General features: G+C 64.1%; 12 protein-coding genes. 7 read left to right on the plus strand and 5 right to left on the minus strand.

Features of this window, described 5'->3' with window-relative positions:
- Position 1: 1 nt before the first annotated feature.
- Positions 2-2,002, minus strand: coding sequence for a bifunctional 2',3'-cyclic-nucleotide 2'-phosphodiesterase/3'-nucleotidase (locus NMB41_RS13930; RefSeq protein ID WP_494378412.1), 2,001 nt, complete (start codon positions 2,000-2,002; stop codon positions 2-4).
- Here NMB41_RS13930 and NMB41_RS13935 point away from each other — a divergent pair.
- The 4 genes from NMB41_RS13935 to lysS all read left to right on the plus strand — a co-directional run bounded on the left by NMB41_RS13935 (position 2,001) and on the right by lysS (position 5,447).
- A complete protein-coding gene (locus NMB41_RS13935) occupies positions 2,001-2,195 on the plus strand; it encodes a hypothetical protein (RefSeq protein ID WP_494382935.1) in 195 nt (64 codons plus the stop codon). The two genes, NMB41_RS13930 and NMB41_RS13935, sit on opposite strands and share 2 nt — an antisense overlap.
- A protein-coding gene (prfB, locus tag NMB41_RS13940) for a peptide chain release factor 2 (RefSeq protein WP_494378413.1) occupies positions 2,112-3,222 on the plus strand; the annotation gives its coding sequence in 2 pieces (ribosomal slippage) (positions 2,112-2,192 and positions 2,194-3,222; 1,110 coding nt in all). The genes NMB41_RS13935 and prfB overlap by 84 nt, the downstream gene beginning before the upstream one ends.
- Positions 3,219-3,881, plus strand: coding sequence for an HAD family hydrolase (locus tag NMB41_RS13945; protein WP_494378414.1), 663 nt, complete (start codon positions 3,219-3,221; stop codon positions 3,879-3,881). The genes prfB and NMB41_RS13945 overlap by 4 nt, the downstream gene beginning before the upstream one ends.
- A gap of 24 nt (positions 3,882-3,905) precedes the next feature.
- On the plus strand, positions 3,906-5,447 hold the full coding sequence (gene lysS / locus NMB41_RS13950) for a lysine--tRNA ligase (protein ID WP_494378415.1): 1,542 nt from the start codon (positions 3,906-3,908) through the stop codon (positions 5,445-5,447).
- Positions 5,448-5,500: 53 nt separating this feature from the next.
- On the opposite strand, the gene ppnN is transcribed toward lysS, so the two are convergent.
- Positions 5,501-6,871 carry a nucleotide 5'-monophosphate nucleosidase PpnN gene (gene ppnN, locus NMB41_RS13955; protein ID WP_494378416.1) on the minus strand — a complete coding sequence of 457 codons (1,371 nt, stop codon included), beginning with the start codon at positions 6,869-6,871 and terminating at the stop codon, positions 5,501-5,503.
- A 279-nt stretch (positions 6,872-7,150) separates the two neighbouring features.
- Between ppnN and NMB41_RS13960 the strand changes: the two genes are divergently transcribed.
- Positions 7,151-8,653 carry a peptide MFS transporter gene (locus NMB41_RS13960; RefSeq protein WP_494378417.1) on the plus strand — a complete coding sequence of 501 codons (1,503 nt, stop codon included), beginning with the start codon at positions 7,151-7,153 and terminating at the stop codon, positions 8,651-8,653.
- A gap of 46 nt (positions 8,654-8,699) precedes the next feature.
- Here the strand turns inward: NMB41_RS13960 and NMB41_RS13965 are convergent, their stop codons facing one another.
- Positions 8,700-9,602: a LysR substrate-binding domain-containing protein gene (locus NMB41_RS13965; protein ID WP_494378418.1), complete on the minus strand. Its 903-nt coding sequence runs from the start codon at positions 9,600-9,602 to the stop codon at positions 8,700-8,702.
- Positions 9,603-9,707: 105 nt separating this feature from the next.
- Between NMB41_RS13965 and NMB41_RS13970 the strand changes: the two genes are divergently transcribed.
- A complete protein-coding gene (locus NMB41_RS13970; protein WP_494378419.1) occupies positions 9,708-10,631 on the plus strand; it encodes an NAD-dependent epimerase/dehydratase family protein in 924 nt (307 codons plus the stop codon).
- A gap of 72 nt (positions 10,632-10,703) precedes the next feature.
- Here NMB41_RS13970 and NMB41_RS13975 read toward each other — a convergent pair whose 3' ends face one another.
- Complete coding sequence (locus NMB41_RS13975) at positions 10,704-12,965, minus strand: OPT family oligopeptide transporter (RefSeq protein ID WP_494378420.1); 2,262 nt, start codon at positions 12,963-12,965, stop codon at positions 10,704-10,706.
- A gap of 93 nt (positions 12,966-13,058) precedes the next feature.
- Between NMB41_RS13975 and NMB41_RS13980 the strand changes: the two genes are divergently transcribed.
- Complete coding sequence (locus NMB41_RS13980) at positions 13,059-15,497, plus strand: penicillin-binding protein 1A (RefSeq protein ID WP_494378421.1); 2,439 nt, start codon at positions 13,059-13,061, stop codon at positions 15,495-15,497.
- Positions 15,498-15,530: 33 nt separating this feature from the next.
- Here the strand turns inward: NMB41_RS13980 and NMB41_RS13985 are convergent, their stop codons facing one another.
- A complete protein-coding gene (locus tag NMB41_RS13985; RefSeq protein ID WP_494378422.1) occupies positions 15,531-17,786 on the minus strand; it encodes a putative bifunctional diguanylate cyclase/phosphodiesterase in 2,256 nt (751 codons plus the stop codon).
- Positions 17,787-17,911 lie beyond the last annotated feature (125 nt).

Raw genomic sequence — 17,911 nt, forward strand, 5'->3', positions numbered from 1 at the left:
TTCACTTCGACAGGTCCAGCGCGTACAGCGCAAAACCCTTGCCCAGGCCATCGTCGGCGCGCAGCTCGCTGACGTTTTCCAGGCCCGCTTCCCTGGCGAGAGCCAGCACGCCAGGGGCCGAATGGAACACGACCGGCCCGGCCGTCCGCACCCTGGTAAAACGCCAGCTGCGCGCGGCGCCATGGCTAGCGCGGCTCAGCTTTTTCACGTCGCGGATGTAGGCGATCAGCACGTCGCGGCTGGTGTCGGGCGAAGCGATCACGGTCTTGCTGCCGTCCAGGCCGGGGAAGTTGCCGCCGCCGCTGGCGCGGTAGTTGTTGGTCGCGACGATGAATTCCTGCTCAGGCGCGACCGGCGCGCCGCGCAGCGTCAAGTGACGGATGCGCGAACCCGGTGCCTGCGTGAGGTCGATTTCGTAGCTGATCTCGTTCGAGGTCGGCGTATCGAAGTTGTAGCTCGGGACAGTGGCGTTGACCAGTTCCTGCGGCTCGGCTTTGGCCGGGTCGATCGTGTTGAAGCGCCGCGCCGACGTTTCGAGCCAGGCCTTCAAGCCGGCGCCGTCGACCTTCACCGCATACAGCGCGTTCGGGTAGAGGTAGAGGTCGGCCGCATTGTTCAGCGCCAGGTTCCCGGCCGGGACGTCGGTGAAATCGAAGGCGCCGGCCAGGCCGCTCTTGAAGGGCGCCGACATCGACAGCACCGGCAGCTTCGCGTACTGCGGCAGGTTCGCCGCCACATAGTTCTTCACGTACTGCGTTTGCGCCGCGTTCACCACCGCGATCGCCGAGGTGTCCCCAAGGTCGGCAAAATAGGTCGTCATGCGGAAATCGGTAGTGCCGACCGGCGTCTTGACGTACGCAATGGTGGCCTCATGTTCCGCGCCGATCAGCGCCATCACGGCCGGGTCGGCCGCAACGAAACGCTTGTCGGCGTTCTGGGCGCTGCGCGCCTCGACCCGCGTCTTGTCCTTCTGGACCGTCCAGCGCTTGCCGTCGGCCTGCAGCTGCAGCGCGATCACGCCCAGGTGCTTGCCCCACAAGTTGGCCATCACGGTCGGCACGCCATGCACCAGGCCCTGCACCTTGTCCACGCCGGGCAGGTTGAACTGCGGCGCCGTGCTGGCGGCATTCGGGAACAGCTGGTGCGAATGCCCGAGCAGCATCGCGTCCACGCCCGGCACCTGCGCCAGGTACCAGCCGGCGTTTTCCATCTGCGCCGTGTAGGGCTTGTCGTCCAGGCCGCCGTGGGCAATGGCGACGACAATGTCGGCGCCTTTCTTGCGCATCTCGGGAATGTATTTCAGGGCCGCTTCGCGTACCCCGGTCGTGTAGACCTTGCCCTCTAGCCAGCGCTTGTCCCAGGACATGATGGTCGGCGGCGTGAAGCCGATGATCCCGACTTTCACTACGGCCGTGATCGCACGGCCGTTCGCATCCTGCGCACTGACCTTCTTCTCGATGATGCGCCAGGGCGCAAACAGCGGCTGTTTCGTCTTCACGCTGTAGACGTTGGCCAGCACCTGGGGAAAGGCCGGGCCGGCGCAGCGTTTCGGCTGGTCGACGCCGGCGACCTGGAAGCGACTGCCCGTCACCTGCGAAAGGTAGGCCAGGCCGTAGTTGAATTCGTGGTTGCCGATCGAGGCGCCGTCGTACCTCAAGGCGTTCATCACCTTGTAGATGCCCAGCGTTTCGCCGCAGCCCAGCGGTTTGACCAGCGCCTGGTAGTCGGCCAGCGCATTGCCCTGGATCGTGTCGCCGTTGTCGAACAGGACGGTATTCGCAAACTCCGCGCGCGCCTGCGCGATCAGGCTCGCGGTGCGGTCGAGGCCAATCGAGGGTTCGGGAGCGAGCTTGAAATAGTCGTAGCCGACCACGTTCGAATGCAGGTCGGTGGTTTCCAGCACGGCCAGCGTGGTGGTGGCCCCTTTTGGTGCAGGCTGCGCCGCGATGGCAGGCAGTGCGAGGATCGCGATGCCGATTTGGCAAGGAATGAAAGAGCGCATGGAATTCTTCAGTTGGGAACGGGCCGATGATAAGGCAGCGGCGCAGAAAGCGGCAAGCGACTGGGGTATAATCGAAGGTTCGATTCCACTCATTCAAGACACTACCGCCATGGAAGCTGAACGCATCAACGCCATCTCCGCCCTGCTGAACGACCTGACCGGTCGCGAGGCCGAACTTCGGAGGTATCTTTGACTTCGATCGGAAGTCAGAGAAACTAGAGCAGGTCAACGAAGAACTCGAGGATCCGACCGTCTGGAACGACCAGAAGCGGGCGCTCGACCTCGGTAAAGAGAAAAAAGCGCTGGAAGGCGTCGTGCTGACGCTGGAAAAAGCGAAAGCCGACCTGGCCGACGCCGCCGACCTGTTCGGCATGGCGCGCGAAGAAGCCGACGACGACACCATCGAAGCCGTCAGCAGCGACATCGACGCGATCGCCAAGGTCATCGAGGGCATGGAGTTCCGCCGCATGTTCGGCAACCCGATGGACCACGCCAACTGCTTCATCGACATCCAGGCCGGCGCCGGCGGTACCGAAGCCCAGGACTGGGCCTCGATGCTGCTGCGCCAGTACCTGCGCTATTGCGAGCGCAAGGGCTTCAAGGCCGAGATCCTGGAACAGTCCGACGGTGAAATCGCCGGCATCAAGACCGCGACCATCAAGGTCGAGGGCGAGTACGCCTATGGCCACCTGCGCACCGAAACGGGCGTGCACCGCCTGGTGCGCAAGTCGCCGTTCGACTCGGCCAACGGCCGCCACACCTCGTTCACCTCGCTGTTCGTGTATCCGGAAGTCGACGATTCGATCGAGATCGAGATCAACCCCGCCGACGTGCGCATCGATACCTACCGTGCGTCCGGCGCCGGTGGCCAGCACATCAACAAGACCGACTCCGCGGTGCGCCTGACGCACGCGCCGTCGGGCATCGTCGTGCAGTGCCAGAACGACCGTTCCCAGCACCGCAACAAGGCCGAAGCCTTCGACATGCTGCGCGCGAAACTGTTCGAGCTCGAAATGCGCAACCGCATGAGCGAGCAGCAGAAGCTGGAAGACTCGAAGACCGACGTCGGCTGGGGCCACCAGATTCGTTCCTACGTGCTCGACCAGTCGCGCATCAAGGATTTGCGTACCGGCTTCGAGACGGGCAACACGAAGAACGTGCTCGATGGCGACCTGGACGACTTCATTTCGGCCTCGCTCAAGCAAGGCGTGGGCGCATGACGCAGTTGAAACGCGCCTTCATCTTCGACATGGACGGCACCATCGTCGACAACATGGCCTTCCACACGCAGTCCTGGGTGACCTTCTTCGAGCGCCGCGGGCGCGCCATCGATGCGGACGAATTCTTCCGCACGACGGCCGGACGCCAGGGCAAGGAGATCATCCGTTCGCACATGGGTGAAGACTTGCTCGATGAGGAAGTCGCGGTCCTGAACATTGAAAAGGAAGCGGTCTACCGCGAGCTGTATGCGCCGCATCTGAAAGCGGTCGACGGTTTCGAGGACCTGGTGCTGGAGGCCCGCTCGCAAGGCATCGCGCTGGCAGTGGGCACGGCCGCGCCGCCGGCCAACGTCGAGTTCACGCTCGATGGCCTCGACCTGCGCCGCCATTTCGAGACCGTGGTCGGTGCCACGGATGTCGCGCGCGGCAAACCGCATCCGGACGTGTTCCTGGAAGCGGCAAAGCGTTGCGGCGCCGAACCGGCCAACTGCATCGTCTTCGAAGACGCGCCCCTGGGCGTGGAAGCGGCGCGCCGTGCCGGCATGCGCGTGGTGGTGATCACCACCACCCTGCCCGCCGCCGCCTTTGCCGAATTCGACAACGTGATCGCCATCGTCGACGACTTTTCTGACATGTCGATCGAGACGCTGTTCGCCTGATCAAAACAAAAGAGTACAAACACCATGACTACGGAAAACCAAGAGAACGCGCCAGCGCCAGCACTGGCAGCCGACGAAAACAAGATCATGACGGAACGCCGCGCCAAGCTGGCCGCGATCCGCGAACAAGGCGTCGCCTTCCCGAACGACTTCCAGCCGCAGCACAAAGCCGCCGCGCTGGTCGAGCAGTACGGTGCATTGACGCGCGAAGAACTGGAAGAAAAAGCCATCCCCGTGGTGCTGGCCGGCCGCATGATGCTCAAACGCGAAGCCGGCAAGAAGGCCGCCTTCGCCACCCTGCAGGACGCGTCGGGCATCCGCGCCGACGGCCGCATCCAGATCTACGTCACCCTCGACCTGACCGGCGAAGCGGCGATGGAAGCCTTCCGTACCTATGACCTGGGCGACATCCTGGCCGTGGAAGGCACGCTGTTCAAGACCAAGACCGACGAGCTGACGATCAAGGTCTCGAAACTGCGCCTGCTCACGAAGTCCCTGCGCCCGCTGCCGGACAAGTTCCACGGCCTGGCGGACCAGGAGACCAAGTACCGCCAGCGCTACGTCGACCTGATCATGAACGAAGAGACGCGCCGCACGTTCAAAGCGCGTACCGCCGCGCTGTCGTCGATGCGCCGCTTCATGGAAAAGAACGAGTTCATGGAGGTCGAAACGCCGATGCTGCACCCGATCCCCGGCGGCGCGGCGGCCAAACCGTTCACGACCCACCACAATGCGCTCGACATGCAGATGTTCCTGCGTATCGCACCCGAGCTGTATCTGAAGCGCCTGGTGGTGGGCGGTTTCGACCGCGTGTTCGAAGTGAACCGCAACTTCCGCAACGAGGGCGTCTCGATCCGGCACAATCCGGAATTCACGATGATGGAGTTCTACGCGGCCTACACGAACTACACCTGGCTGATGGACTTCACCGAAGCGATCATCCGCCAGGCTGCGGTCGACGCCCAGGGCACGGCCGTGCTGTCCTACGGCGGGCGCGAGCTGGATTTGTCGAAGCCCTTCCAGCGCTTGACCATTGTGGACGCGATCAACAAGTACGCCCCGGGCTATACCCCGGAGCAGCTGAACGACGCCGAGTTCATCAAGGCCGAACTCAAGAAGTTCGGCGTCAAGCCCTTCGCCACGGCTGGTTTGGGCGCGCTGCAGCTGTCGCTGTTCGAAGAGACGGCCGAGTCGCAATTGTGGGAGCCGACCTATATCATCGACTATCCGGTCGAAGTCTCGCCCCTGGCGCGCGCCTCGGACACCCGTGCCGGCATCACCGAGCGTTTTGAGCTGTTCATGGTAGGCCGCGAGATTGCGAACGGCTTCTCGGAGCTGAACGATCCGGAAGACCAGGCCGCGCGTTTCCTGTCGCAGGTCGAAGCCAAGGAAGCCGGGGACGATGAAGCGATGTACTACGACGCCGACTACATCCGCGCGCTGGAATACGGCATGCCGCCGGCCGGTGGCTGCGGGATCGGGATCGATCGCCTGATCATGATTCTGACGGACTCGCCGAATATTCGGGACGTGTTGTTGTTCCCGCATTTGCGGAAAGAGGACTAAGAAAACGGGGCGCAGCAAGCGCCCCGTTTTTTATTGCCGATTGACCGCGCGGGTCACTGCACGATCGTATAGCAAGGCACATACGCCTTGCCCGGCAACTTCATGCGGCTCTGCTCGACGAACGAAGCCAATAAGGCGTCCATCGGCCCCATGATCTCGCTGTCGCCGTGGATCTCGTACTTGCCGAACTTCTCGATCTCGCGGATCCCCTCTTCCTTCACATTGCCCGCCACGACGCCTGAAAACGCGCGGCGCAGGTTCGCGGCCAGCAGGTGGGTCTCGAGGTCCTTGTGCAGCTTCAGGTTGCGCATGTTCTCGTGGGTCGGCTTGAAGGGCTTCTGGAATTCCGGGTCGATCTTGAGCAGCCAGTTGAAGTAATAGGCGTCGCTCCTGGTCTTGCGGTATTCGCGCACCTGCTTGATGCCGGCGGCCATTTCGCGGGCGACGGCGTCCGGGTCGTCGATGATGATCTTGTACATGGCCTGGGCGCGCGCGCCGAGGGTCTGGCCAATGAAGCCGTCGATCTGCTCGAAATACTCGCGCGCCGTGGCGGGCCCCGTGAAGATCAGCGGGAAGGGCATCTCGGCGTTGTCCGGATGGAGCAGGATGCCGAGGATGTAGAGGATCTCTTCGGCGGTGCCGGCGCCGCCCGGGAAAACGCAGATGCCGTGGCCGGTGCGCACGAACGCTTCCAGGCGCTTCTCGATGTCCGGCATGATCACCAGGTCGTTGACGATCGGGTTCGGCGACTCGGCCGCGATGATGCCGGGCTCCGAGATGCCGAGATAGCGCCCGCCGTGCAGGCGCTGCTTCGAGTGGCCGATCGCCGCGCCCTTCATCGGGCCTTTCATGGCGCCGGGACCGCAGCCGGTGCAGATATCGAGTTCGCGCAGGCCGAGCGCGTAGCCCACTTCCTTCGAATAGTTGTACTCGATGCGGTTGATCGAGTGGCCGCCCCAGCACACGACCAGGTTCGGGTTGCGTTGCGGCTGCAGGATGTTCGCGTTGCGCAGGATGTGGAAGACCGCGTCGGTGATCCCTTCCGGCTTGGCGAGGTTGAATTTCGGGTTTTCGGTGATTTCGAAGTGGACGTAGACGATGTCGCGCAGGACCGCGAACAGGTGCTCGTGGATCCCCTTGATCATCTTGCCGTCGACGAAGGCGATCGACGGCGCGCCGCGGATATCGAGCTTGATGCCGCGTTCGCGCTGGACAATGCTGATCTCGAAGCTGCTGTAGCGCTCCAACAATTCCTTGCCATCGTCGATCGAGCTGCCGCAGTTCAATACTGCGAGCGCGCACTTGCGAAATATATTGTAGAGACCGCCCTGGCTGGTGTCGAGCAGCTTGGCCACTTCGGCTTTCGACAGGACTTCGAGCTGGCCCTCGGGAGAAATCAGGACATCGACGACTTCGTAGTTCATGCAGGCCTTCCTTTTCAAATACGCCGGAAAAAAGGCTTCCGGAAACTTCGGTGACTGTTTCACCAATATACGACAACTGGCCCGGGGACGCCTGCGCATGTGTGCGTCTGCGGTGCAATCCGGCAACGCATTGCACCGCCTGCGCGCGTGTTTACCACAATGACAAAAATTTTTCTTGTGGTAAGCAATTTCCTCTAAAATGCGTCCCAACTGGAAACTCCGGCAACCCGGGCTTTTCAACAAAACAGTTATTCTCAAATTATTTTCAGGAGAACCCGCATGAGCGGTGCAGCTACATTACCTGGCGAAAAGGCCATTCCAGAGTTCAAACAGATCATGGGTCACCCGGCACCGTTGTGGATGCTGTTCATGACCGAGTTCTGGGAGCGCTTTGCTTTCTACGGCATCCGTTGGGCCCTCGTGCTTTACATCGTCGCCCAGTTCTACGGTGGCGCGGCAGTCGGCCAGGCCGACGCCAACCTGACTTATGGTTCCTACCTCGCGCTGGTGTATGCCGGCGCCGTCTTCGGCGGCCTGATTGCCGACCGCGTGATCGGCTACCAGCGTTCGATCCTGATCGGCGCCGTCTTCATGGCGGCCGGCCTGTTCATGATCACGCTGCCCGACCAGGACATCTTCAAGCTGGGCCTGGCCACCATCATCGTCGGTAACGGCATGTTCAAACCGAACATCTCGACCATGGTCGGCAAACTCTATTCGCTGGGCGACACGCGCCGCGATTCGGGCTTCACCATCTTCTACATGGGTATCAATGCCGGCGCCTTCATCGCACCGATCCTGACCCAGATCCTGGCCCAGGAAATGGGCGACGGCACCACGCCTGCCTACAAGGTCGTGTTCTTCGTGTCGGGCATCGGCATGCTGATCAGCCTGGTGTGGTTCTACATCGGCCGCCGCACGCTGGCCGGTATCGGCGCACCAGAGCCGCAAGCCCAGGGCCGCGGCCGTTCGATCGCCGTCATCATCGGCAGCATTGTCGTCATCCCGGGCGTCTACCTGCTGCTGAAACTCGGCGCCGGCACCCTGCAGATCATCCTGACCGTGCTGTTCCTGGCACTGGCGACGATGCTGATGGTCGAAGGCGTCCGCAATGGCAAGGTCGCGCGCGACAAGACCATCGCCATGATGATCATCTTCGCCTTCAACATCCTGTTCTGGATGTTCTTCGAGCAGGCAGGCAGCTCGTTCACCTTCCTGGCCGACCAGATCGTCGACCGCAACCTGGGCGGCTGGACCTTCCCGGTCGCCTGGTTCCAGAGCGTGAACTCGATCGCCATCATCGTCTTCGCGCCGATCATCGCCGCCATCTGGGTGATGCTGGGCCGCCGCAACGCCAATCCGTCCATCCCGCGCAAGTTCGGTCTCGGCCTGATCTTCAACGCCCTCGCCTTCGGCCTCCTGATGTTCGCGCTGGGCAGCCTGGTCGACATGGACAACAAGATCCCGTTCTGGACCCTGTTCACGGTCTACTTCATCCAGTCGGTCGGCGAGCTGTGCCTGTCGCCAATCGGCCTGTCGATGGTCACCAAGCTCGCGCCAGTGCGCCTGGTGGGCCTGGGCATGGGCGGCTGGTTCCTGTCGACCGGTATCGGCAACAACCTGTCGGGCATCTTCGCCTCGCACGTCTCGGGCGAGTCGGGCATGTCGATCGCCTCGGCGCTGGACGGCTACACCTTCGGCTTCTGGTCGCTGATGGCCGGCGGCGTGCTGCTGTTCCTGCTCGCACCGCTGATCCAGAAGCTGATGCACGGCGTGAAATAAACATCTCCACGCATTAACGAAAACGGCAGCCTCGGCTGCCGTTTTTTTATGTGGAGCGTCCGAGCTCGCGCTGCATCTGCGCCATCTCGCCCTCGATCCAGGCCCGGAAGCGCTGCACCTTGCCCATGTTTTCCTTGTGCGGATTGGCGAGGAAGCGGTAGCCGCTGTCGAAGCGCGCGCTGCGGCAGGCGATCTGGCGCAGTGCGCCGGAGGCGATATCCTGGCAGGCGATCCCGTAGGGCACCAGGGCCACGCCCTGCCCCGCCACTGCTGCCTGCACCAGCACGCCCCAGTGGCTGTAGGCGCGCGAGAAATCGAATTCCCCTTTCAGGACCCGGTTCTCGTTGAGCAGCTGGAGCCAGCGCTCGGGCGATTTTTCGTACAGCAGCGGCCAGCTGCGAATGTCGGCCAGGGTCAGTTCGGCCTGGCCGGGCGCCAGCAAGTCGGGACTGTAGACCGGCACCAGGCGCTCGCGAAACAGGGTCGCGGGATCGCCCTCGCGCACCGGGCCGTAGCGCACCGCCACGTCGGTGCTGTCGGCTTCCATGTCCACCGGCGCGTCGTTCGAGTCGATGCGGATCTCGAACTCCGGATACAGCTTGGTGAAGCGGTGCATGCGCGGCACCAGCCACTTGATCGCGAACGAGTGCGTGGTCGAGATGCGCAGCACCGACTCCTCGTCGCCATGCTGCAGGGCCGCCACCTTGGCGCGCAGGTCAAGCAGCATGCGCCCGACCGCAATGGCCAGTTCTTCGCCCTTTTCGGTCAGCGCGATATGGCGCGGGTGGCGCACGAAGAGCGCGAAGCCGACCGATTCTTCCAGCTGCTTGACCTGCAGGCTGACCGCGGCCGGCGTCTTGTGCAGCTCGCGCGCGGCAAGCTTGAAACTGCCCCAGCGCGCGGCGCAGTCGAAATCGATCAGGCCGGACAGGGAACGCAGCGGCTTCATGGCGCCCTCCTGCATAAGTTTTTCTTAGTCATAGTGCTCGATATTTCTCGTTTGTGCGATTTTACTGCTGAGCAGAGAATATAGTCGAATCGTCTAGGAGAAGCCATGCACAAGGATATTTTGGTGATCGGCGGCACCCGCTATTTCGGCAAGCTGCTGGTGCAGCGCCTGGTGCGCGCCGGCCACCGGGTGACGATCGCCACCCGCGGCTACGCGCCCGACCCGTTCGGCGCGCGCATCGAGCGCATCCGCGTCGACCGCCGCAACGAAACCGCAATGCGCGCGGCCTTTCTCGGCAAGCACTACGACCTCGTGTTCGACCAGATGTGCTACAGCCCCCTGGACGCGGCGATTGCCGTGCGCACCTTTGCCGGCAAGGTCAAGCGCTATGTAATGACCTCGACGATCGACGTCTACCGCGGCGTCGAGGCCTCCAGCGCGGCCCTGGCCGAATCCGACCTGCCGGTGCTGGCCCGCCCCATCGACACCGGCTACCCCTGGCACGATCCGACGCTGGCCGTGGAGAGCTATGTCGCGGGCAAGGTGCAGGCCGAGGCCTACCTGTACCGCGACGGTTCGCTTCCCCTGGTGACGGCGCGCCTGGCGCACGTGCTGGGTGGGCCGGAAGAATTCACGGGCCGCCTCGCCTTCTACGTCGACACCCTGCGCCAGGGCCTGGCGCTGCGCTATGCGAACCTGGACGCGCGCCTGTCCTTCCTCGGGACGCAGGAAGCGGCGTCTTTTCTCGACTGGGTCGGCACGCAGGACTTTACCGGGCCGGTGAATGCGGCGTCCGGCGGCGCCTTGTCGGCACACGGACTGTTCGCTCGCGTGGCGGGGGTGCTCGATGCGCCGGCGCGCACGCAGCGGGTTGCTGGTGCGGTCGAGCCGGGGAAGTTATCGCCGTTCGATGCTTCGGATTCGATGGTGCTCGATACGGGGCGCGCGCTGGGGCTGGGGTATCGGTTCAGCCATTGCGACGAATGGCTGGACGACGTGATTCGGCAGCACGATCTGGCCTTCGTTTAGGGCGCGTCTGATCGGAGGTAAGAACGCGGCCACACCAATAAAAAACGGGCGCCTGCAAAGCGCCCGTTTCTTTTACTTGCGTGCCTTCTCGCGCGCCACCCAATACAGCAGCAGCACGATCGCCGCATATGGGATCAAGGAAAGCAGGTCCGCGTTCGGCCCCGCCACGAAAGGATTCGAGCTCTCCGCCCACTTCGCCATCATGCTGTCGAAATTGGTCATCACGCCCGCCGTAATCGCAATGATGATGCCCGCCAGCGCGCCGCCGGCGATATAGCCCGAGGCCAGCAAGGTGCCCGAGCTGCGGTCGCCCGCTGCCGTGCGTTCCTCGGCATTGAGCTCGGCGTACTGCGGCAGCTTGTTGTTGCGGCGGTCGGCCGCCCAGCGCACGGCGCCGCCGATGGCGATCGGCAGGGTCGACACCAGCGGCAAATACACGCCCACCGAGAAGGCCAGCGCCTGGATGCCGGCCATCTCCAGCACCGCCGAAATCATCACGCCGAACAGCACCAGGGTCCAGGGCAGCTGCTGGTCGAGGATGCCCTTGATGATGTAGGACATGAGCACGGCCTTCGGCGCGTCGTATTTCTTCACTTCGGTGCCGTCCGGGCGCGTGTGGTGGTGGCCGTTGATGCCCGGGTCGACCAGGTAGGCCAGCTTGCCGTCGTCATTGACCAGGTATTTGCCTTCCGGTCCGCCGGCGGTACCCGTCTTGCGCCAGACTTTATAGGTTTTGTTGTCGGTTTCGGCCTGTGGGCCCTGCAGCTGCGCGGTTTCCGTCAGCTTGGAGGCGTCGACCGTGATGCCGGGCGCGACCTGGGCTGCGGGCACGTACACGGTGCCGGCATCGTTCAGTTTCAAGAGGATCGGCCCCAGGATCAGTGCCGACGCAAAGGCGCCGCACAGGATCGCGTACTGCTGCAGGCGCGGGGTCGAGCCGACCAGGAAGCCCGTCTTCAAGTCCTGCGAGGTGGTGCCGGCATTGCTCGCCGCGATGCAGACGATGGCGCCGACCGACAGGGCGGTCACGTAATAGCGCCCGCCAGTCCAGCCCATGACGAGGAAGATCAGGCAGGTGAAGAGCAAGGTGGCCACCGCCATGCCCGAGATCGGGTTCGAGGACGAGCCCACTTCACCGGTCAGGCGCGAGGAGACGGTCGCGAACAGGAAGCCGAACACCAGGATCAGCAAGGCGCCCAGCAAATTCATGTGCAGGGGCGTGGCGAAGGTGATGATGGCGATGATGGCCAGGCAGCCCATCGCCACCCATTTGAACGGGATGTCCTGGTCGGTGCGCAGCGGCGATGCCGGCGTCGCGCCCTTCCCCTTGCCCATGCCTGCCAGGCCAGCCTTCAGGCCGTTCCAGATCGAGGGCAGCGAGCGCACCAGCGAAATCAGGCCGCCCGCGGCGACCGCGCCGGCGCCGATGTACAAAACATAGGCGTCGCGGATATCGTCGGGCGACATGTCCTTGATCAGCATCGTGCCCGGCGAGACCGGCACCGTCAGCAGCTCCCCAAAAAACTTGATCATCGGGATCAGGAGCAGATAGGACAGCACGCCGCCGGCGGCCATCGTGAAGGCGATGCGCGGGCCGATGATGTAGCCGACGCCGACCAGTTCCGGCGAAATTTCGGCGCCGGCCGATCCGGCCTTCAGGGGCGCGCCGAACTCGAAGTTGGCGACATCCTTCCAGCCCTTGAACGAGACGTTGGCGACTTTATACAGCAAACCCAGTCCGAAGCCGCCGAAAATGATGGCGGCGCGGCGTTTCGCGTCCCGCGCAGCGTCGGATCCTTCGACCCGCACCTCGCCCGCGGCTTCGCGCGACGTCTCGGTGGCGGCGGCTTTCAGCACTTCGGCGCAGGCCGTGCCTTCCGGGTATTTCAGTTCGCGGTGCTGCTCGACGATCATGGTGCGGCGCATCGGGATCATCATCAGGATGCCGAGCAAACCGCCCAGTACACCGACCAGCATCACGCGCGAGATCTCGAGGTCGAAACCGAGGATCATAATCGCCGGCATGGTCACGCCCAGGCCGAAGGCCAGCGACTCGCCGGCCGAACCCGCGGTTTGCGTGATGCTGTTCTCCAGGATGGTCGACTCGCGCCCGCCCATCTTCTTGAACATGCCGAACAGGGTGATGGCGATCACCGCCACGGGAATCGAGGCGCTGACGGTCAGGCCGACCTTGAGCACCAGGTAGAGCGAGGACGCGCCAAAAATCATGCCCAGCACGACGCCCATGACGAGGGCGCGGACGGTGAATTCGGGGAGGTTCGCCGTCGCCGGGATATAGGGCTTGACTGGCGCGGGAGCGGGATCGTAAGGCATCGTATTCCTGGTTCTTGGGGTGCCCGGGCTTCCTTAAGCCCAGCTGAAGGCGAGACTATCGCATACGTCGGGTGCTAAAGAAAGCGGATTATAATGCCCCGCCGGGCCTGCCTTTTGTGCGGCCCACAGCAGGAGAATACTGTCTTGACCAAGTCCCCCAAAGCCCTGCGGCCGCTGCGCGCGCAGGGCGGCTTCATCTTCTTCATCCTCGCCGCCATCGTCCTCGTCGTCGCCTGCGTTGCCGTCTGGTTCCTCTTTGCCATCGTACCGAACGTGCCCTCGATCGGCGCCGTCACCGACTACAAGCCGAAGATCCCGCTGCGCATCTACACCGCCGACAATGTCCTGATCGGCGAATTCGGCGAGGAGCACCGCGACTTCATGCCGATCGGGCAAATCCCGCCCATGATGAAGAACGCCGTGCTGGCGATCGAAGACGCGCGCTTCTACGAACACAAGGGCATCGACTGGATGGGCGCGGCGCGCGCGGTCAAGTCGAACGTGACGGGCGGCTTCGGCTCGGGCGGCGCCTCGACGATTACCATGCAGGTGGCCCGCAACTTCTTCCTTAGTAAAGAAAAGGTCTTGTCGAGGAAGCTCAATGAAGTCGTGCTGGCGTATAAAATCGAGGATGCGCTGACCAAGGACCAGATCCTCGAGCTGTACATGAACCAGATCTTCCTCGGCCAGCGCTCCTACGGTTTTGCCAGCGCCGCGCGCAGTTATTTCAGCAAGAAGCTCGACCAGCTGAGCATCGCCGAGACCGCGATGCTGGCCGGCCTGCCGCAAAACCCGTCGCGCCACAACCCGGCGGTCAATCCGAAGCGCGCCAAGCTGCGCCAGGAACAGGTGCTGCGCCGCATGCGCGACCTGAAGTTCATCGATGAGGCCCAGTACGCGCAGGCAGTGGCCGAACCGCTGCGCGTGCACTCCAAGCCCAAGGAATTCGGCGCCCACGCCCAGTACGTGGCCGAGCTGGCGCGCCAGGTGGTGTTCGCCCAGTACGCGGAAGAGTCGTACACGCGCGGGATCAAGGTCTATACCACGATCGACTCGAAAGCCCAGGAAGCGGCCTACGATTCGGTGCGGCGCAATGTGCTGGCCTACGACAGCCGCCACGGCTACCGCGGCCCCGAAGCGCGCATCGCGCTGCCGGAAGCACAGGAAGAACGCGAGGAAGCGATCGTCGAAGCGCTGCAGAAGCGCCCGTCGAGCGATGGCCTCGAGCCGGCGGTGGTGATCGCCGCTTCGCCGAAAAGCGTGAAGGTCGAGACCATCGACGGCGACGCCATCACGATGACCGGCGCCGGGCTGAAATTCGCGGCCGCCGGTTTGTCCAGCAAGGCCAAGGACGCCCAGCGCATCGAGCCGGGCGCCGTCATCCGTATCAGCAAGATCAAGGGGGAATGGGCCATCACCCAAGTGCCGCTGGTGGCGGCCGCCTTTGTCGCGCTCGACGCCGACAGCGGCGCCTACCAGGCACTGGTCGGCGGCTTCGACTACAACCTGCAGAAGTTCAACCACGTCACGCAAGCCTGGCGCCAGCCCGGTTCGGCGATCAAGCCCTTCGTGTACGCGGCGGCGCTTGACAAGGGCTTTAGCCCTGGCACGCTGATCCTCGACGAGGAACTGCTCATGCCGGGCGAGAACGCCGGCGCCGACTGGTCGCCGAAAAACGACGACAATGTTTTTTCGGGCCCGATCACGATGCGCTATTCCCTGGCCCACTCGAAGAACGTGCCGACGGTGCGCCTGCTGCGCGCAGTCGAGGTCCCGTATGCCCACGACTTTCTTGGCAAGTTCGGCTTCGACCTGCCCCGACACCCGCAGAACCTGACCCTGGCCCTGGGCACGGGCGCCGTTACGCCGCTGCAGATGGCCGGGGCGTACGCGGTGTTCGCGAATGGCGGCTACGGCATCAAGCCCTATCTGATCGCGCGCATCGAGGATGGCGACGGCACGGTCCTGATCGAGAACAAGCCGCCGGCGCCGCGCCAGGAAGCGGCGCGCGTGCTCGATGCGCGTAACGCCTGGGTGACCGATTCCATGCTGCGCGACGTGACGCGCTACGGCACGGGCGCGGCCGCCACCAAGCGCCTGGGGCGCACCGACATCGCCGGCAAGACCGGCACCACCAGTGACGCCATCGACGGCTGGTTCGCCGGCTATGGCGGCAATGTCGTGGCGGTGGCCTGGATGGGGTATGACGAGCCGCGCTCGCTGGGCGGACGCGAATTCGGCGCCACCCTCGCCCTGCCGATCTGGCTCGACTACATGCAGGTGGCGCTTGCGAAACGGCCCCAGCTCGAACGTCCCGAGCCGGAAGGCGTGCTGCGCGAGAACGACGACTGGATCTATGCGGAGTTCGCCGAGATGCCGCAACTGCGCACGATCGATATCGATGCGTCGAGCCTGAATCCGCCCGCCGCGCAGGAGCCAGAATTCATGACTGACGACGAGGAGCTGCATCCGCGGGCCGACGGCGTACCGTCCCAGCCTCCCGCCGAGCCGGTGTTCGTGCCGGCGCAATAGGCGGGCGGGCCGGGAGCCGCGTGCGCGGCCGGTTCAGGCGATGGCGAGTCGCCGCTCCGGCAGCGCCGTCCGGGCATCGAGATGCTCGATCAATTGCGGGAGCGGCATCGGCCGATGGTACAGGAAGCCCTGCATGCAGGCGCCGCCGTGCGCGGCGAGGTAGTTCGCCTGCGCTTCCAACTCGATCCCTTCGGCAACCACGCGCAAGCCCAGGTGGCGGGCCATGGACAGGATCGACTGGACGATGGCCGTCCCGCTGCGGTCGTGGGGTGTGCCGTGCATGAAGCTCTTGTCGATCTTCAGCTCGTAGAGCGGCATCTTGGTCAGGTAGGCCATGTTAGAGTAACCGGTCCCGAAGTCGTCGACCGAAAAGCGGATGCCGAGCGCGGCCAGTTCGTGCATGCGCCTGATCGCCTGGCCGATGTCTTCGATCAGCAGCCCTTCCGTGACTTCGAAGATGAGCTGCTGCGGCGGCGCGCCCGTTTCGGCAAGGATCATGCGCACCTGGTCGACGAAGTCGGGCTGCCGAAACTGCAGCGGGCTGACATTGATCGAAAGCGGCATCGGGTATCCTGCCCGCTCCAGCACCAGCCATGCCAGGCAGGCCTGGCGCAGTGCCCAGTGCCCCATCGGGACGATCAGGCCGCTCGCCTCGGCCGCCGGAATGAAGACGTCGGGCCGCACCGAGCTGCCGTCGGCCCGCTGCCAGCGCATCAGCAATTCGACGCCGGCAGGAACCGCGTGCTGGTCCACCTGCAGCTGGAAATGCATGGCCAGCTCGCCGTTTCCCATGGCCTGCGCCAGATCGCGCTCGAGCGTCAGCTTGTCCTGCGCCTCAGTCAGCATCGCGTCTTCGAACAGCACTACCCCGTTGCGGCCGGCGGACTTGGCGCGGTACATCGCGGTATCGGCGGCGCGCAGCAAGTCGTGCGCGCTTCTGCCGGCGCTTGACGCCAACGCGACGCCGATGCTGGCAGCGATCTGGTGCAGCTGGCCCTGAAGGTCCAGCGGAGCGCCCAGCGCACTGCGGATCGTCTCGGCCACTTGCAGGGCCGCGCCGGCGGCGGCAACCGGGTCGGGATCCAGGCCATCGAGCAGGACGACGAATTCGTCGCCGCCGATGCGGGCCACGAGGTCGCTTCCGCGTACCGCCTGCTTCAGCCGCGCCGCCGCGTGTGCAAGCAGCGCGTCGCCGGCGGCATGGCCGCGAGCATCGTTGACGTTCTTGAAATCGTCGAGATCCAGGTAGAGGACCGCGCCGAGGTGGCTTCCGCTGGCGGCCTTGTCGACAACCGCGCCAAGACGTTCCATCAGCAAACGCCGGTTCGGCAGGCCGGTCAGGACATCGTAGAACGCCAGCCGATGAATCGCATCGGCCGCCGAGCGCCGCTCGGTGATGTCGCGGCCCACCATGACCCAATGGCTGGCGCGCTCCCCCGGCTGCGAGAACGGCACCATCTCGGCCTCGATCCAGAACCCCTGGCCGCTGCGTTGATACACCATCAGTTCAGCATTCGAGGACCGGTTGTCGCGCATTGCCGCCATGATGCGCGCGATGACGGCGTGGTCGGTCGCGGGCCCCCTCAGCATGTGCAGGCTTTGCCCGATGACCTCGTCGCGGGTGTAGCCGGTGCGGGTCAGGAAGGCGTCGTTGGCGAAGATGATTGGCTGCCCGCCGTCGCTCGCATCGACCGCCCGGGCGATTACGACCATGTCGTTCAGGCGCGCTACCGCCGCCGACGTCAGCTCAAGTTCGCCCAGCGACTGAGAAAGGCCCTTGAGCAGCTTCGAGCAGATCAGAATGAGCATCAGGCCGATAGTTGCGTAGTTCAGCGCGGCCACCAGCGACGCCTTGACCGGATCGTGTTCCCAGCCGGGCACGCTCAGCATGACGTGGCCGGTAGCGCCGAATATGACCATCGACGCCGCCCCCACCGCGAGCGCGAGCAGGGCCGGCCTCAGGCTGAGCAGGACCGCCGCGATCAGCGGCGGCCCGAGGAGATAGCTCAAGCTGGCGGCGCCGACGGACAACATCAGCGCAATCGACAGCGCGTACACGACCGCCAGGAAATGCAGCACGCGCATGGTATAGCCGAGTCGCTTGAAACGCCAGATCGCGCAGATCCAGCCGAGCGCGGCGAGGTCGGCCAGCGCCACCGTCCACATGCCGCGCAGCAGCAGGAAGGGCACGATGACCAAGGTCGATATCGACCCCACGACCAGGATCGTCGGCAGCAGCGAGTTAAAAATCCGTTCTCGCCAGGCGGCGACATCGTTGATATTGTCCATTGAGGCAGAATCTGGACGCCGGAGGAACACAGCGCGCCTAAAATTGAATTGCGCAATCATAAATTGCCACAATGAAACTGTCAGCCGACTTTCGTCATTTCCGGTGAATTTTGTTCCGGGTTACA

It is taken from the genome of Massilia sp. FBCC-B171 (assembly GCF_059134155.1).

Coding starts and splice junctions, on each gene's coding strand:
- NMB41_RS13980 (WP_494378421.1), top strand. CDS start 13,059: ATGCCCCGCCGGGCCTGCCTTTTGTGCGGCCCACAGCAGGAGAATACT.
- ppnN (WP_494378416.1), bottom strand. CDS start 6,871: ATGAACTACGAAGTCGTCGATGTCCTGATTTCTCCCGAGGGCCAGCTC.
- NMB41_RS13985 (WP_494378422.1), bottom strand. CDS start 17,786: ATGGACAATATCAACGATGTCGCCGCCTGGCGAGAACGGATTTTTAAC.
- NMB41_RS13970 (WP_494378419.1), top strand. CDS start 9,708: ATGCACAAGGATATTTTGGTGATCGGCGGCACCCGCTATTTCGGCAAG.
- lysS (WP_494378415.1), top strand. CDS start 3,906: ATGACTACGGAAAACCAAGAGAACGCGCCAGCGCCAGCACTGGCAGCC.
- NMB41_RS13975 (WP_494378420.1), bottom strand. CDS start 12,965: ATGCCTTACGATCCCGCTCCCGCGCCAGTCAAGCCCTATATCCCGGCG.
- NMB41_RS13930 (WP_494378412.1), bottom strand. CDS start 2,002: ATGCGCTCTTTCATTCCTTGCCAAATCGGCATCGCGATCCTCGCACTG.
- NMB41_RS13960 (WP_494378417.1), top strand. CDS start 7,151: ATGAGCGGTGCAGCTACATTACCTGGCGAAAAGGCCATTCCAGAGTTC.
- NMB41_RS13945 (WP_494378414.1), top strand. CDS start 3,219: ATGACGCAGTTGAAACGCGCCTTCATCTTCGACATGGACGGCACCATC.
- NMB41_RS13965 (WP_494378418.1), bottom strand. CDS start 9,602: ATGAAGCCGCTGCGTTCCCTGTCCGGCCTGATCGATTTCGACTGCGCC.
- NMB41_RS13935 (WP_494382935.1), top strand. CDS start 2,001: ATGGAATTCTTCAGTTGGGAACGGGCCGATGATAAGGCAGCGGCGCAG.